The following is a 15222-nucleotide window of genomic DNA, read 5'->3' as shown; positions in this document are numbered from 1 at the left end:
TGTGAATATCCTGTGGATAGTGTCGTGCTATCGGGCGTGTTCGGTATCGTGCTATCAGGCGTGGGACTATCGTGCTATCAGGCGTGCCAAACGGCTGCAAAGCCGCGTCAGCACTGCGTTTGCGAGTCCCTTAACTTATCTAACTTAACTACTCTAACTATTGATAAAGGCCCGCCGCCACGATGGATAGACGCTGAAAAGGGAAACGCTTGGCAGTTTGAAGGGCGCAATCAGCCGAAAAATCCACTCCATTCGGCAAGGCAAAAACAGTCCAGCTTTCCAGATCGGAGGGCTGCGCCATGATCGTTGCATTGCTCAATCAGAAAGGCGGGGTGGGTAAGACTACGCTTGCCACCCATATCGCGGGTGAACTCGCACTGCGCGGTCACCAGGTGGTTTTGCTGGACGCCGACCCGCAGGGCTCATCCCTGGATTGGACGCAGCGCAGAAGTCAGCAAGGGCTGCCACGGTTGTTCAGCGCCGTGGGCCTTGCACGCGAAACGCTGCATCAAGAAGCGCCAGAACTCGCCAGGCGGGCCGATCACGTCATCATCGACGGGCCGCCACGCATTGCCGCTCTGGCGCGCTCTGCGCTGCTGGCAGCCGATTACGTGTTGATTCCCGTGCAGCCCAGCCCCTACGACCTGTGGGCCAGTGCCGAGATGGTGGCGCTGATTCGCGAGGCCCAGGTGTTCCGGCCCGCCTTGCAAGCGGCTTTTGTCATCAATCGACGGGTCAGCACTACCGTCATTGGACGTGAAGCACGCCAGGCGCTGACCGAGCAGCCATTGCCGGCGCTGCGAGCCGAGGTTCGGCAACGGATTGTCTTTGCCGACAGCGTGGCCGCCGGGCGACTCGCCCGAGAGTTGGCGCCCGATAGCGCGGCGACGCGTGAAATCAGCGCGCTGGTTGATGAACTGTTGCGGTGGCCGACATGAGCACGAAACCCACACGGCTCAAGCGCGTGGGCATCGGTGCGCGTCCGCCCGCGAATCCGCACGCTGAAGCGTGGATTCGCCAGGGCGACGCTGACGCGCTGAACAAGGGTGATCTCTACACCGCCCGCCTGACGCTGGACATTACCCCCGTTCTGCGCGCGCGCATCAAGGTATCTGCCTTCACGCAAGGCGTGACGGTGGCCGAACTGCTGCGCGGCCTGCTGGAGCGCGAGTTTCCAGAGCATCGTAAAGAGGACACGCCATGAACACATCCGTTTCGCTTGTCGCTGGTGCGGCCACGGCGTCATCACTGCCGCCCTCCGCCGCACTTGCCCTGCATGCCAACCGCGCACCGCTGACGCGGGTGGCGCTGGCCACAATCGAACCCCACTTCAATCTTTACCTGCGTTTTGGTGAACCGGCACACACGCTGCGGCTGGACCGCTGGCGGCGCTGGGCGGTGTTTCTGCCGGGTGCGGTGCTGTGCCGCATCCGCTGGCAGGCCAACGATTACGGCACGGTACGCTGGCAGCTCATGGTGATGCAGGCTTGCACACCGCTGGACGCGGCGCAGCGCATCCCCGGTGTGCAGCCTGGCGCACGCCTGCTGTTGCAGGTTGAAGGCGATGCTAATGTACGCGCCGTGCTGCAACGCATGGATGCCATCGAGTCACTGGGCATTGCTCCCGCCGCCGTCTCGCCCGCGTACTGGCGCACGCTCGCCAATCGGCTGGCGGCGCGTCTGCCTTTGCCCGACTACACCGCCGAGCGGCACGCCGCCTGGCTGGCCGGGAGAAACTTGTCATGACACCGATTACCATGCTCAATCAGGCTGCTGGAGTCGGGCCGCATCCTCGTTCGCGCTGGCGCACTCGCATCGTGCTGGCAGGCTTCGCCGCCGCCGGCCTCGCGGTACTGGCCTGGGCGGCTTTTGTGCCGCCGTTGCCGCGCCTGATCTACAACCCGTCCGATAGTGTGGCGGTTGGCTGGTATCGCGTCAAACCGTTCCAACATCAGGCCGGTTCGTTGTCTCGTCGGCTACAAGTGGGCAGCATTGTTCTGACCCGATTGCCTGCCGACGCCGCTGCGCTGGCCGCACACCGCGGCTATCTGCCCGCACACATTCCGCTGCTCAAACGTGTGGGCGCGGTCGCGCCGCAACACGTCTGCATCGTGGCTGGTCAGGTGCGCATCGACGGCGTGCCGGTGGCCGCCGTGTTGTCTGCCGACCGGCTGGGGCGTCCGTTGCTGTCCTGGCCGCAGTGCCGGCCATTGATGGCGGGCGAACTGTTCCTGTTGAGCGCCACCAATCCGGCCTCGTTCGACAGCCGCTATTTTGGACCGATCAGCGCAGCCGCCGTGATCGGCATCGCGCATCCGGTCTGGCATGGGGCGCAGCTATGAAAGACGCCGGTTCAATGCACGTCCCGCTGCATGTCATCGTGCTATCAGGCGTGTCTTCCTTGGGGCTGCCGCCGTGTCGTTGCGTCTGTCGTGCTGATGTCAATCCTATGCACTGGACTCTGCGCACAGCAAGGCGTCCGGCGCAGCCGTCCCCCGTGCAGATGTCTTGCCTCGAACGCGCCTGGCCTGCGGCCTCTGGCACATCCATCGGCGCGTTCGCCGGTGCGCTGACTGCCCATGCTGCAGTGCCACCGGGCCGCCGACGCCGGGAGCGAAAGCGACAGGTAAAGGCGGAAGGCAAGACAAAAGGGGTCGGCACACAGCCGCCAGCAAAGCCAGTCTGCACGTGGGGGTGGCGCGGCACGACGCGGCTTTGCCGCCGTGCCGCTGGGGGCGCGTGGCCCGCGCCAAAACAGGGCTGGCCGCGTGCTTCGCACGCCAGGACACGCTATGACTTTCTGAAGGAACGGCCATGAGTGACCGCCGCGATGATGACTTTCGCATGCGCCCCAGCGCCCCGAAGAACCGGGGTCAGGACTTTGTGTCCAAGGTGCTCAAGCAGGTCGGCAAGGCGGGCGGAAAATCGGCGGTGCGGCGGCCTGCGTTGACCGGCCATAAAGGCAATCGGTCCGGCCAGCGCCCCGGTTCACGCCTGGGGCGCGGCCATACGGCAGCGCGATTTGCCGGCGCGACGCTGACGCCATTTTCGCGGCGCGTCACCATCAAGACCTTGTTGGTCAACCAGCGTCAGGCCAGCCCGCAATCCTTGTCCAGGCACTTACGTTACGTCGAGCGTGACGGCGCAGGCCGTGACGGCGAACCGGGTCGGGCTTACGGGCCGCAGGCGGACGTTGCCGACCTTGATGCCTTCAAGGAACGCTGTTCCGATGACCGGCACCATTTCCGCTTCATCGTCTCGCCCGAGGATGGGGTGGAACTTGATGATCTGCGTACCTTTACCCGGCATCTGGTGAACCGTATGGAGGCTGACCTGGGTACGCGCCTGGATTGGGTGGCGGTAGATCACTGGAATACCGACAATCCGCACACCCACTTGATCGTGCGTGGGCGCGACGATACCGGCCAAGACCTTATCATCGCGGGCGACTACATCGCCGACGGCTTCCGTCATCGTGCTTCAGAACTTGCAACGGAATGGCTAGGCCCACGCACCGAGCTGGAAATCCAACAGACTATGCAGCGAGAAGTGGAACAGGAACGGTGGACGAGCCTGGACCGCACCCTGCAACGTGAGATCGGCGAAGATGGCCGGGTGCATATTCAGCGCTTTAATGCGCCGACATTGCAGCGCCAACGCCTGCTGTTGATCGGTCGCCTGCAACGCTTGCAGCGCCTGGGGCTGACCGACGAAATACAGCCCGGCACTTGGGCCATGCACACCAATGCCGAAAAAACCTTGCGCGCCCTGGGCGAGCGCGGCGACATCATCCGCACCATGCAGCGGGCCATGAGCGGACAGCAGCGTGAACTTGCTGTGTTCGAGCCAGACAATGATGGTCGCGCTATCGTTGGGCGCGTGGCGGCCAAGGGGCTGGATGATGAGCTACGTGACCGGGGCTATCTGGTAATCGACGGCGTGGACGGCAAGGCCCATTACGTTGCACTCAATGCTCGCGACGAACCGGCCAACTATCCGACTGGCGCGGTGGTGGAGGCGAGGGGTTCTGCTGAGATCCGGGCCGCCGACCGCAACATTGTGGAGCTGGCCAGCGACGGCCTATATCGCACCGATCATCACCTTGCCATTGAGCAAGGTCGTGCTAAAGCCGGTCGCGACTCGCAGGAAGTGGTCGCGTCTCATGTTCGCCGTCTGGAAGCCTTGCGCCGCGCCGGCATAGTGGAACGCGTGGCCGAAGGTCTATGGAAAGTTCCGGGCGACTTGACCGAACAAGGCCGTCGATATGATGTGCAACGCCTGGGTGGCGTGTCCGTGGAATTGAAATCGCACCTGCCGATTGAACGGCAGACCCGCGTGATCGGGGCCACGTGGCTCGACCAGCAACTGATCCGTGGCGGTAAGGGATTGGGGGATGTGGGCTTTGGTGGCGATGCCAAACAAGCTATGCAGCAGCGCGCCGATTTTCTTGAAGAACAGGGGCTGGCGCAGAAGCGCGGGCAGCGTGTAATCCTGGCGCGCAACCTGCTGGGTACGCTGCGCAACTGCGAACTGGCGCAGGTCGCCAAAGACATTGCCGCTGACACTGGCCTGGAGTATCGGCCAGTGGCTGATGGTCAGCGTGTGGCCGGCATCTACCGGCGTTCCGTCATGCTTGCTAGTGGACGCTACGCGATGCTGGATGACGGCATGGGGTTCAGCCTTGTTCCGTGGAAACCAGTGATCGAACAACGGCTAGGTCAGCAGGTTACCGCGACAGTGCGTGGCAGCGAGGTGTCGTGGGAGATTGGGCGGCAGCGTGGGCCAACGGTAGGTTAACTAAGTAAGGTTCGCCTGTGCAGCCTGAATCGCAACGAGTGCATCACCCTACGCCTTCAGACCATGGATGACCAAGCGCAGCACTTTCGGTTTAACTTCCCCTTGCGTCATTATTGCCCCTTCTTTTTAGACTGGCCCGATGTTGCTTTTTTTGGGATCATCTCCAGCAGCATGCGACCGATGCGTTGGCGCATACGAGCTGCCATTGGGATATAAGCAAGAGATTCGTGCATCCATAGTCCGTCGGCTGCAAGCCGTACCACCCACATGGCGGCCAAGGTGTCGTCATCACCCTCTGTCACTGGAAACCAGCGTGATAGCACGTCGGCCCAGGGCGCCGCCAGTTCGGGGGAGGTTGTACCTTCGAGCATCAGTTGCAGCTCGACGCGTGTTGAAGTGCCCTCAGTGCAAGCCTGCACATAGGCTGCGATTCGCTCTTGCCCGCTGGCTTCGTGTGCAGGTTTGCCAGCCACCTGTTCAAGCAGTGCCTCCCACTGGCTGGCCAGATGCTCGTGGATGCCCAACAGTAAGGCATCGCGGGACGGAAAATGGTAAAGCATGCCGCCGCGTGTCAGTCCGGCCTCAAGGGCGACTGACTCGAAAGTGATTCCGGTCACACCCTCACGGTGGACGACGCGGATAGCGGCATCGAGAATTTTGTTGCGGTTGCTGGGTCGCATGCAGCTTACCTCGCTCAATGGGTTGCAGTAGCAGTGCCTGGGCCGTGATAGCGTAGCAGCCAGGCGGTTAGCAGCGCACCGATAGCCTGAACGCCAGCGATGACCCACAACACGATCAGATAGCTACGATCAAAGGCAGATGACGCGGAATCGACCAGTGCGGTATTCACCGGCTCACTCGCACGTGCGATCTCCAGCGCCTGGGTAATCCCATCTCGCGCGGCATCGGGCGTGCCGGGTGGCAGGCTGATTCCCATTGAATACAGCGCACCCAACAAACTGCCCAGCAGTGCAACCGCGATCAGGCTACCAAACTCGTAGGAAACTTCTTCTACCGATGAGGCCATGCCGGCTCTGGCGGGTGGCACATTGCCGATGATAGCGCTGGAGGCGACGGCCATCACTGCCCCAAGTCCCGCGCCATTGAGCACCATACCCGAGAGTAACCAGCCCAGGCCCAGGTGCAGGCCGGCGGTGGTGGCCAGCGCGCCAATCGCGCCGGCAGCCAGCCCGCCCGCAATCAATACACGCAGGCCCAGCCTGTGCAGGAAGGCACCACCCAGCAACGCAGTGGGCAAAGAGCCTAGCGCAACGGCAGATACCAACAGCCCCGCCTGCAGCGGGGTGAAGCCTGCCACCAGTTGGAAGCGCTGAGTTGTGACCAGCTGCATGCCGCCGATAGCGAACATAGCGAAGGTTGCCGCCAGCACCCCAGCGGTAAAGGCAGGGTTGCGGAAGATCGCGAAATCCAGCAGCGGATGAGGCAGGCGGGCTTGGCGCCGCACAAACAGCCAGCCGCCGACGACAGAGACAGCCAGCGCCGCAAATGCCAGAGGCCAAGACGGCGCGGCATGCGCGATCTCCTTGATGGCCGTGATGAGTCCAGACAGCGTGACTAATGCAAGCACCGACGACAGCAGATCCCAGGGTTTGCCCTGTTCGACGGCACCTTTGGGCGCGAAGAGCAACGTGCCAATAAAGGCCAGGATGACCACTGGCACATTGATGAGAAACACTGAGCCCCACCAGAATTGCGAAAGCAGAAGACCGCCGACGATGGGGCCAAGCGCGGCACCGACAACCGACAAGCTGCCCCAGACCGCAATGGCTAGATTACGCTCACGCTCGTTGTCGAAGGTGATGCGAATTAGCGCCAGTGTCGCCGGCATCATGACGGCCGCACCCACTGCAAGAAAGGCGCGGGCGGCGATGAGCGCCGAGGCCGTGGGAGAAAAAGCAGCGGTCAGCGACGCGACGCCAAAGATCACCAGTCCGAACAAGAACATGCGCCGGTGGCCGATGCGGTCACCCAGCGTGCCGGTACCCAATAGAAGGCCGGCCATCACCAACGGATAAGCATTGATGATCCACAGCTCCTGAGTGGCCGTTGCGTGTAGTTCGTGGGTCAGTGTGGGCAGGGCTGTATAGAGAACCGTATTGTCCAGTGTGACCAGCAGAAGACCGGCCGCCACCGTCACCAACAGCAGCCAGCGATGGAGATGGGGTGCGCTCATGGTCGATTCTCATCAATACTTTTCTGGATGGCCACAATGGCGACGTCTGGATTACTCCCGGTTATGCCGAGGCGGAAGATAGCGATCTGAATGGGTAGTTGCATGGCGACTTCTTTGATTGCTCTTAACTATACAGGATGTATTGTATAGTATCTGCAAAGGAAGTAGCTGCAAAATGGTTGTGTGCGTAGACTGCGGATACATAACTGGCTCACAGTCTCGTGCTACTCGCCAAGTTCCTTTCAAGCCTGAAATAAGCACCTTATTAGCGTCCCCGGCCAAGAGATAAGGCCAGTCGCTCTGTCGTGCTTTGCATCGAGCCTAAGGCGTGAGTTTCGCCCCTGACGGGCTTCCATCTTTCTTCGGAGCCGGTCATCAACGCTGCTGCAGGCGCCTATTGGGCAGATGAATTGTTTCACCCGAATATGGTGATACCGTTGGCGATGTATGGAGATTCTGTGGGGGACGCTAGATAGGCCAGTTCAGTTCGAACACCGTTCCACCCTTTCCAGATGCGCGGCAGCTTGCCTGTCCGCAGTGTGCCGCAGCGATGGCACGCACCACTGCCAAACCAAGGCCGCTGCCGGTGGTATCACGAGTACGCGAAGGATCGCCGCGCTGAAATGCCTCGAATAGTCGCTCGGTCAATTCAGGCGCAATGCCAGGGCCGTCGTCTTCGACGCTGAGCGTGCACAGGTTGTCGTGCATGTGCAGGCGGATGTGCAATGCACCTGGCACGGCGTGGCGTCGGGTATTTTCCAATAGTGCCATCAGCGCCTGTCGGATCCTGGCAGAGTCGCAATCGACCTTGCCGGGGGCGAGATCGAGAACAGGCGTCAGGCCGGCATCGCGCAGTCGGGGTTCGAACAATTGCACCACCGTTTCAATGTCGGTAGAAAGATCAGTGGCCTGACGCAGCAAGCTCAAATGTCCGCTGTCGAACATGCCGACCACGCGCAGATCTTCGATCAGGCGGCTCAGCCCCTCGACCTGTGTCAACAGGCTCTGAAACTGTGCGCCATCTGGCGTGAATACGCCTTCGGCCAAGCCCTGTAAGCGTCCGCGCAGAATGGTAACGGGGGTACGTAGTTCATGCGCAATGGCCGCATTCCAGAATGCCTGCTCCTTTGCCATGCGCTGCAACCGCTCCGCCATGACGTTGAAGTCATCCACCAAGCGCGCGGCTTCTCCCATCGAGTCGTCATCCCCACTGGCGCGTGCATCCAAATCGCCATTGGCCACCTGCCGCAGGCTGTCGGCGACAGACGTCAGCGGCAGCAAAATCCGCTTGGAAAGTTTAACGGCCACAGTTATGGACAGGACCAGCGCGACCAAGATGGTCAGCGCCATCCAGACAAGTTCCGGTCCAGATGGCAGCCAAGCGTCCTCACTAGGCATGCTGGTCGGAGAGAACGCCATCAGAAGCGCGTAGAAGGCATAGGAACCCAATAACACCAGCAGCACGATGGTCAGTGCCAGCGCGGCCATTGAGCGCACGATTTGACGGCTCAGGCCGGTAAGTTTTCTCATTATGCGCTGCTGCCAAAACGGTAGCCGACGCCGCGTACATTGGCGGGGATGCCGATAACGCCCAGGATTTCGAGTTTCTTGCGCAGCTTGCTGATGTGACTGTCTACGGTACGTTCTTGTGTATCACCCTCGGGCAGGCAATGCACCAGCAATTCTTCTCGGGTGAACACCTGTCGCGGCGCTTTGGCCAGATGGGTGAGCAACTTGAATTCGGTTAGTGTAAGGCTGAGGAGGTGACGCTTGCGCCCCAGGCGAACGGTTGCCTCATGATGATCCAGGTCGATCTCGAACACATCGGCTCGCAGTATGCGTGAGACCGGCGTGGTGGGCCGCATGGCACTGCGCCGCAATACGGCCTGAGCACGTGCCACGACTTCCGCAGGGTTGAACGGCTTGACGACATAGTCATCCGCTCCGATTCGCAGCCCCATCAGCTTGTCGATGTCCTGATCCAGGGCTGTGAGCATGATGACGGGGGTATCGCCACGTTGGCGTATCTGCGACAGCACCTGCCAACCATCCACATACGGCATCTGCACATCCAGCAACACTAAATCAGGCTTGACTGCGCGATGCAGTTCCAATGCCTGACGCCCGTCGGCGGCATGTGCTGTGCGCAGGCCGCTGCGGTTGAGGTAAGCGCTCAGTATCTCGGCGATTTCTGCTTCATCCTCGGCAATCAGTACCAGGGATTGCACGCCATTGCCATTTGCTTCCGTTGGGAGTGTTTCTGTCATAGAACCCCGCTCATCCAAATTCTGTTGTTTCTTCCATTCTCCATCATATCTCCACAAAAGACCAACCAAAGCCCCACACGGATGCGTGACCATTCGGGAGATGACCGGTCCTGCGATTGGTGAATGACGTGTTTCGAGATTGACGAGGTGTTAGGTGAATAGAAAGAATGTGGCCTGGGTCGGCAGCTTGCTGGCGGCTGTGGTTTCCTTGGCGCTGGCAGGTTGTGACAGTGCCCCGCCTGAAACGGTTCTGCCTGCGCCTCAAGTCAGTGTAAAGACGCTTATCGCGCAAGACGTTACCCTGCACGAAGACCTTCCGGGTCGGGTCGCAGCCGTGCGCACGGCAGAAATCCGCCCGCAGGTTGGCGGCATTATCCAGCGCCGTCTGTTCGAGCAAGGCGCGGAAATCCGTGCCGGGCAACCGCTGTTCCAGATCAACCCAGCACCATTCAAGGCCGACGCCGACATGGCCGCCGCCGCATTGCAACGCGCCGAGGCTGCGTTGGCGCGTGCCAGGGTACAGGCGACGCGTCTTAAACCACTGGTCGAGACGGATGCCGTCAGCCGACAGACCTATGACGACGCGGTCTCGCAACGAGATCAGGCCGCTGCAGATGTGGCCCAGGCCCGCGCTACGCTGGCGCGACGGCAACTGGATCTGAAATTTGCCACCGTAGACGCACCCATTGGCGGTCGCATCGACCAAGCGCTGGTCACCGAGGGCACACTGGTCGGCCCCAATGACAGCAACCCGATGGCGCGTATCCAGCAGATCGACCAAGTTTACGTGGACGTGCGCCAGCCCGCTGCCGCAATGGAAGCCTTGCGCGAGGCACTGGCTCCGCAAGCGAGCGAAGGCCAATTCCACAACGAAGGTCTGCCCGTCACCATTCTGCGCAGCAACGGCCAACCGTATCCAGAAACCGGCCGCATCCTGTTTTCCGGCATCAACGTGGATGTCGGTACGGGCGATGTGCTGTTGCGCATCCTGGTTGACAACCCCGAGCGCCGGTTGCTGCCGGGCATGTTCGTGCAGGCGAAAGTGCCGCGTGGCCATTACGACAATGCCATTCTCTTGTCGCAGCAGGCCGTGTCGCACGCGGGTGGCAAGGCTCAGGTATGGGTCGTGGATGAGCAACACCACGTGCATCTGACATCAGTAGTGTTGGGCGAGCTGGTGAACGGCGCCTATCGTATCCGCAGTGGCCTGTCCGAAGGCCAGCGCGTGGTGATCGCAGGCGGCGAACGGTTGACCGATGGGGTTAAAGTCTCGGCTCAGCCATGGGTGCAGCCGGAAGTCGGCGGTGCTAAGTCTGTAGAACAGGCGGGAGGTTAAGACGTCATGCCCCAGTTCTTCATCCGCCGCCCTGTGTTCGCTTGGGTGGTTGCTGCCTTTATTATCCTGCTCGGGCTGATCGCCATTCCACAATTGCCGATTGCGCGCTACCCCTCGGTAGCGCCACCTTCGGTCAGTATCCAGGCCACGTACCCTGGCGCGACGCCACAGACCTTGAACGATTCGGTCATCGGTCTGATCGAGCGTGAACTGTCCGGTGTCAAGAACCTGCTGTACTTCGAATCCTCCGCCGATACCTCCGGTTCGGCGCAGATCACCGCTACCTTCAAGCCGGGCACCGATCCGGACATGGCCCAGGTCGATGTGCAGAACCGACTCAAGTCCATCGAGCCGCGCCTGCCCCAGGTCGTTCGTCAAAATGGACTGACCGTTGAATCGGCCGCCTCCAGCTTTCTGATGATCGTCAGCGTTACGTCCGACGACGACCGGCACGATTCGCTGGCGTTGGGCGACTATATGGCTCGCAACATCGTCGAGGAACTGCGCCGCATCGACGGCGTGGGCAAAGTGCAGTTGTTCGGAGCCGAGCAGGCCATGCGTATCTGGGTCGATCCCAGCAAGCTGATCGCCTTTGGCCTGTCGATGAACGACCTGTCCAGCGCCATTGCGGCGCAGAACGCGCAGATATCCCCCGGGCGCGTGGGGGACTCTCCCTCCGTGCCAGGTCAGCGAGTCACCATTCCGCTGACCGTGCAAGGGCAGTTGGAAACGCCAGAGCAATTTGCTGCGATCGTGCTGCGTGCCAATGCTGATGGCTCCAAGGTGGTCATGGGGGATGTCGCGCGGGTGGAACTGGGGGCGCAATCTTATGGCTCCTCGAACCGTGAGAACGGGAAGGCCTCGGCGGGGGCTTCCGTGCAGCTATCGCCGGGCGCCAATGCCGTGCGTACCGCCGATGCAGTGCAAGCACGTCTGAATGAGCTCAGCGCGTCCATGCCTGCGGGCATGCAGGCGTCGGTTCCGTTCAATACCGCACCGTTCGTGAAGATTTCCATCGAGAAGGTGGTCTACACCTTGCTCGAAGCCATGGTGCTGGTGTTCCTAGTGATGTACCTGTTTCTGCAGAACATCCGCTACACGCTGATTCCTGCCATCGTCGCGCCCATCGCGCTGCTGGGCACCTTCGCTGTGATGCTGGTGGCAGGGTTCTCGATCAACGTGCTGACCATGTTCGGCATGGTGCTGGCGATCGGCATTATTGTCGACGACGCGATCGTGGTAGTGGAGAATGTCGAGCGGCTGATGGCCACCGAAGGTCTCTTGCCTAGAGATGCTACCGTCAAGGCCATGAAGGAGATTACCGGCGCGGTGATAGGCATCACCCTAGTGCTTACCGCTGTGTTCATCCCGATGGCGTTCGCCAGCGGTTCGGTCGGGGTGATCTACCAGCAGTTCGCGCTGTCGATGGCGATCGCCATTCTGTTCTCGGCCTTCCTGGCGCTCAGCCTGACCCCAGCGCTATGTGCCACGCTGCTCAAGCCCGTGGCGGCGGGCCATCACGAGAAGCGCGGTTTCTTTGGCTGGTTCAATCGCAAGTTCGACCGCATGACCGAACGCTACGGAACGGGGGTGATGGCGCTGACGCAACGTACAGGTCGGGTGATGCTGGTGTTCGCCATCCTGGTCGCCGTGCTCGGTGTCGCCTTCAAGCAACTGCCCTCGGCCTTTCTGCCCGAGGAAGATCAGGGCTACTTCATGACCTCGTTCCAGTTACCAGCCGATGCGACTACGGAACGCACGCTCGACGTGGTCAAAACCTACGAAGATCACGTGATGTCGCGCCCTGGCATCGACAACAACCAGTCGATTATGGGCTTTGGTTTTTCCGGCTCTGGGCCGAATGCCGCGCTGGCATTCACCATGCTCAAGGACTGGAGCCAGCGTAATGGGGCGACCGCCCGCGAAGAAGTTTCGCAGGCGCAGGAGGCTATGGCTGGCATCGAAGAGGGTTCGGTGATGATCCTGCTGCCGCCTGCCATTGACGAGTTGGGAACGTCTTCCGGTTTCACCATGCGCTTGCAGGATCGCGCCAATCAGGGCTACGACGCTCTGAAGGCAGCCGAAGGCATGCTGCTGGGGCTAGCCGCGCAAAGCAATGTGGTCACAGGCGTCTATCCGGACGGCCTACCGCCGGGCACCAGCATCCGTCTGGATATCGACCGGCAGAAGGCCGAGGCGCTGGGCGTGTCCTTCACTAACATTAGTGAAACGCTGTCGGCGGCAATGGGTTCGCAATACGTCAACGATTTCCCCAACGCCGGGCGCATGCAGCAGGTGATTCTGCAAGCCGATGCACCGGCGCGCATGCAAATCGACGACGTGCTCAAGCTTTACGTTCGTAACGCTGCGGGCGGAATGGTGCCGCTGGGCGAAGTGGTGACTCCGGTCTGGAGCGAAACGCCGTTGCAACTGGTGCGCTACCTGGGCTATCCCTCCGCGCGCATCTCAGGCAGCGCCGCGCCCGGCGCTTCCAGCGGAGATGCCATGGCCGAGATGGAGCGGCTTGCCGCGCAACTGCCGCCCGGATTTGCTGTGGCCTGGACAGGGCAGTCGTTGCAGGAGCGTCAGTCAGCAGCGCAGGCGCCTTTACTGATGGCGCTGTCGATGCTGGTGGTATTCCTGGTGCTGGCCGCCTTATATGAAAGCTGGTCGATTCCGTTATCGGTGATGCTGGTGGTGCCGCTGGGCCTGATCGGTGCGGTGGCGGCAGTCTTGTTGCGCGACTTACCCAACGACGTGTTCTTCAAGGTCGGCCTGATCACCGTGATCGGTCTATCGGCAAAGAACGCGATCCTGATCGTGGAGTTCGCCAAGCAGTTGCATGAACAAGGCAAGGGTCTGGTGGAATCGGCCGTGACGGCCGCGCGGCTGCGACTACGCCCGATCCTGATGACATCGCTGGCCTTCGCGCTGGGCGTGGTGCCGCTGATGATGGCCATGGGCGCTAGCGCGGAGACCCAGCATGCGATCGGCACGGGCGTATTTGGCGGCATGGTCAGCGCCACCGTACTGGCGGTGTTCTTCGTTCCGGTGTTCTTCGTTGTGGTGATGGGTTTGAATCAAAAAATGGTCCGATGGCGGACAGCGCGCAGCGGCGCCTCTGCGACGGCTGTGAGGGAGGATTAAGCCATGCGTAATCTGAAATACGCGTTGTTGCCAAGTCTGGCGGTGATACTGGCTGGCTGCTCGCTTACACCCCCACTGATGGTGCCGCCCACGCCGGTTGCGGCGGTGTTCCCGGGAGCAGAACTCTCGCCAGACGCGCCAAGTAACGCGACGCACACTGCTGATCTTGGCTGGCGCACGCTGTTTCCCGAACCGCGTCTGCAAGAGATCATCTCACTGGCGCTGGAGAACAACCGTGATCTGCGTCTGGCTACCCTGAATGTCGAGGCGGTTCAAGCCCAATTCCGCATTCAGCGGGCGGCACGCCTGCCTGGGATCGACGCCAATGGCGGCGCGACACGTGAGCGCATCGCCGCAGGCCGCACCGCTGATGGCGTAGAGGTGCCTTCCAGCGTCCAGGAACAAGCCAGCGTCGGCATCGGGCTGAGCGCATTCGAGCTGGACCTGTTCGGACGGGTGCGGGCGCTGTCACAAGCAGCATTAGCCCGTTACCTAGCTAGCGAAGAAGGACGGCGCGCCGCGCAGATCACACTGGTGGCGGCAGTGGCCGATGCCTATTTCGCCGAGCGGTTGGCGCAAGCGCAGTTGCAACTGGCCGAAAGCACACTGGAGGATTGGCGGCATTCCCTGCGACTGGCGATTCAACTGCGCGAGGCCGACCAGAACAGCGGCTTGGATGTCGCCCAGGCCGAAGGTCAGGTGGCGACTGCCGAGGCCGACCAGGTGGCGCGTCAGCGCGCACTGGCGATGGCGCGCAATGCGCTGGATCTACTAGTGGGTGCGCCGTTGCCGGATGACCTGCCAGCGCCGCTGGCATTGGATCTGCAACCTATCCTGGATCACCTGCCTGCAGGCTTGCCCTCGGACCTGCTGACGCGACGCCCCGATATACAACGTGCCGAACAGGCACTGGTGGCCGCTAATGCGGATATCGGCGCGGCGCGAGCGGCCTTTTTTCCGCGTATTTCGCTGACTGCGGCATTGGGTTTTGCCAGCCCCACATTGGGCGGTCTGTTCGATGCCGACCAGCGCACCTGGCGGTTTGCGCCGCAGATCACGGTGCCCTTGTTCCAGGGCGGGCGTTTGCGGGCGGAACTTGACTTGGCCGAAGTGCGCAGTTCCCAGGCCGTGGTTGAGTACGAACAGGCGATCCAGGTGGCATTCCGAGAAGTTGCTGACGGACTTGCCGGGCAGGCCACCTTCGGCCGTCAGATGCAGGCGCAGCAACGGGTCGTCAGCAGCGCGCAGCGGCGGCTGGAACTGTCCGGGCAGCGTTACCGCGCTGGGCTCGATGGCCGCCTGGAACTGCTGGACGCTCAGCGTAACGCCTATGCCGCGCAGCAGGCTCTACTGGATCTGCGCCGCGCGCATATCGGCAACATAGTGGCGCTGTACAAGGCACTTGGCGGCGGTTTGACAGATACCTCGACACAGGCAAGCGCAATGGCACAGCCGCCGACTAGCGAACCACATTGAGAGGT

Annotated in this window: 13 protein-coding genes; 8 read left to right on the top strand and 5 right to left on the bottom strand. The window is 61.6% G+C overall.

Annotation, left to right across the window (positions count from 1 at the left end; all coding sequences use genetic code 11):
* Positions 1-157 precede the first annotated feature (157 nt).
* Positions 158-301 carry a hypothetical protein gene (locus tag CSC67_RS21285; RefSeq protein WP_167752693.1) on the bottom strand — a complete coding sequence of 48 codons (144 nt, stop codon included), beginning with the start codon at positions 299-301 and terminating at the stop codon, positions 158-160.
* On the opposite strand from CSC67_RS21285, the gene parA reads away from it, so the two are divergent.
* The 5 genes from parA (at position 300) to CSC67_RS00925 (ending at position 4797) form a co-directional block, all read left to right on the top strand.
* Positions 300-938 carry a ParA family partition ATPase gene (parA, locus tag CSC67_RS00950; RefSeq protein WP_118992645.1) on the top strand — a complete coding sequence of 213 codons (639 nt, stop codon included), beginning with the start codon at positions 300-302 and terminating at the stop codon, positions 936-938. The genes CSC67_RS21285 and parA overlap by 2 nt on opposite strands.
* Positions 935-1204 carry a chromosome partitioning protein ParB gene (locus tag CSC67_RS00945; protein WP_118993152.1) on the top strand — a complete coding sequence of 90 codons (270 nt, stop codon included), beginning with the start codon at positions 935-937 and terminating at the stop codon, positions 1202-1204. Before parA ends, CSC67_RS00945 begins: the two co-directional genes overlap by 4 nt.
* Positions 1201-1746, top strand: a complete 546-nt coding sequence (locus CSC67_RS00940) for a DUF2840 domain-containing protein (protein ID WP_118992644.1) — start codon at positions 1201-1203, stop codon at positions 1744-1746. Before CSC67_RS00945 ends, CSC67_RS00940 begins: the two co-directional genes overlap by 4 nt.
* Positions 1743-2342: a S26 family signal peptidase gene (locus CSC67_RS00935; protein ID WP_118992643.1), complete on the top strand. Its 600-nt coding sequence runs from the start codon at positions 1743-1745 to the stop codon at positions 2340-2342. Before CSC67_RS00940 ends, CSC67_RS00935 begins: the two co-directional genes overlap by 4 nt.
* A 472-nt stretch (positions 2343-2814) precedes the next feature.
* The gene (locus tag CSC67_RS00925) at positions 2815-4797 is read left to right on the top strand and encodes a relaxase/mobilization nuclease and DUF3363 domain-containing protein (protein ID WP_118992641.1); all 1983 of its coding nucleotides are present in this window, start codon (positions 2815-2817) and stop codon (positions 4795-4797) included.
* 110 nt (positions 4798-4907) lie between these two features.
* On the opposite strand, the gene CSC67_RS00920 is transcribed toward CSC67_RS00925, so the two are convergent.
* The 4 genes from CSC67_RS00920 to CSC67_RS00905 all read right to left on the bottom strand — a co-directional run bounded on the left by CSC67_RS00920 (position 4908) and on the right by CSC67_RS00905 (position 9258).
* On the bottom strand, positions 4908-5477 hold the full coding sequence (locus CSC67_RS00920; RefSeq protein WP_118992640.1) for a TetR/AcrR family transcriptional regulator: 570 nt from the start codon (positions 5475-5477) through the stop codon (positions 4908-4910).
* A 14-nt stretch (positions 5478-5491) separates the two neighbouring features.
* Positions 5492-6991: an MFS transporter gene (locus tag CSC67_RS00915; protein WP_118992639.1), complete on the bottom strand. Its 1500-nt coding sequence runs from the start codon at positions 6989-6991 to the stop codon at positions 5492-5494.
* A gap of 468 nt (positions 6992-7459) precedes the next feature.
* Positions 7460-8521: an ATP-binding protein gene (locus CSC67_RS00910; protein ID WP_118992638.1), complete on the bottom strand. Its 1062-nt coding sequence runs from the start codon at positions 8519-8521 to the stop codon at positions 7460-7462.
* Complete coding sequence (locus CSC67_RS00905) at positions 8521-9258, bottom strand: response regulator (RefSeq protein WP_118992637.1); 738 nt, start codon at positions 9256-9258, stop codon at positions 8521-8523. Before CSC67_RS00905 ends, CSC67_RS00910 begins: the two co-directional genes overlap by 1 nt.
* Positions 9259-9412: 154 nt before the next feature.
* Here CSC67_RS00905 and CSC67_RS00900 point away from each other — a divergent pair, with 154 nt between their 5' ends.
* Genes CSC67_RS00900 through CSC67_RS00890 form a run of 3 tightly spaced genes read left to right on the top strand, consistent with a single transcriptional unit; the run spans position 9413 to position 15217 of the window.
* Positions 9413-10594, top strand: coding sequence for an efflux RND transporter periplasmic adaptor subunit (locus tag CSC67_RS00900; RefSeq protein WP_118992636.1), 1182 nt, complete (start codon positions 9413-9415; stop codon positions 10592-10594).
* A 6-nt stretch (positions 10595-10600) separates the two neighbouring features.
* The gene (locus CSC67_RS00895) at positions 10601-13741 is read left to right on the top strand and encodes an efflux RND transporter permease subunit (RefSeq protein WP_118992635.1); all 3141 of its coding nucleotides are present in this window, start codon (positions 10601-10603) and stop codon (positions 13739-13741) included.
* 12 nt (positions 13742-13753) lie between these two features.
* Positions 13754-15217 carry an efflux transporter outer membrane subunit gene (locus CSC67_RS00890; RefSeq protein WP_209304259.1) on the top strand — a complete coding sequence of 488 codons (1464 nt, stop codon included), beginning with the start codon at positions 13754-13756 and terminating at the stop codon, positions 15215-15217.
* The last annotated feature ends 5 nt before the right edge of the window (positions 15218-15222 follow it).

The organism is Pusillimonas caeni, from assembly GCF_003545815.1.
GTDB lineage: Bacteria > Pseudomonadota > Gammaproteobacteria > Burkholderiales > Burkholderiaceae_B > Pusillimonas > Pusillimonas caeni.
Note: the sequence above shows the minus strand (reverse complement) of the source record. Positions and strands in the feature narration are given on the sequence as shown.

Bases quoted from the DNA above. Each gene is read 5' to 3' on its own strand.
- parA (WP_118992645.1), top strand. From the start codon at position 300: ATGATCGTTGCATTGCTCAATCAGAAAGGCGGGGTGGGTAAGACTACG.
- CSC67_RS21285 (WP_167752693.1), bottom strand. From the start codon at position 301: ATGGCGCAGCCCTCCGATCTGGAAAGCTGGACTGTTTTTGCCTTGCCG.
- CSC67_RS00945 (WP_118993152.1), top strand. From the start codon at position 935: ATGAGCACGAAACCCACACGGCTCAAGCGCGTGGGCATCGGTGCGCGT.
- CSC67_RS00940 (WP_118992644.1), top strand. From the start codon at position 1,201: ATGAACACATCCGTTTCGCTTGTCGCTGGTGCGGCCACGGCGTCATCA.
- CSC67_RS00935 (WP_118992643.1), top strand. From the start codon at position 1,743: ATGACACCGATTACCATGCTCAATCAGGCTGCTGGAGTCGGGCCGCAT.
- CSC67_RS00925 (WP_118992641.1), top strand. From the start codon at position 2,815: ATGAGTGACCGCCGCGATGATGACTTTCGCATGCGCCCCAGCGCCCCG.
- CSC67_RS00920 (WP_118992640.1), bottom strand. From the start codon at position 5,477: ATGCGACCCAGCAACCGCAACAAAATTCTCGATGCCGCTATCCGCGTC.
- CSC67_RS00915 (WP_118992639.1), bottom strand. From the start codon at position 6,991: ATGAGCGCACCCCATCTCCATCGCTGGCTGCTGTTGGTGACGGTGGCG.
- CSC67_RS00910 (WP_118992638.1), bottom strand. From the start codon at position 8,521: ATGAGAAAACTTACCGGCCTGAGCCGTCAAATCGTGCGCTCAATGGCC.
- CSC67_RS00905 (WP_118992637.1), bottom strand. From the start codon at position 9,258: ATGACAGAAACACTCCCAACGGAAGCAAATGGCAATGGCGTGCAATCC.
- CSC67_RS00895 (WP_118992635.1), top strand. From the start codon at position 10,601: ATGCCCCAGTTCTTCATCCGCCGCCCTGTGTTCGCTTGGGTGGTTGCT.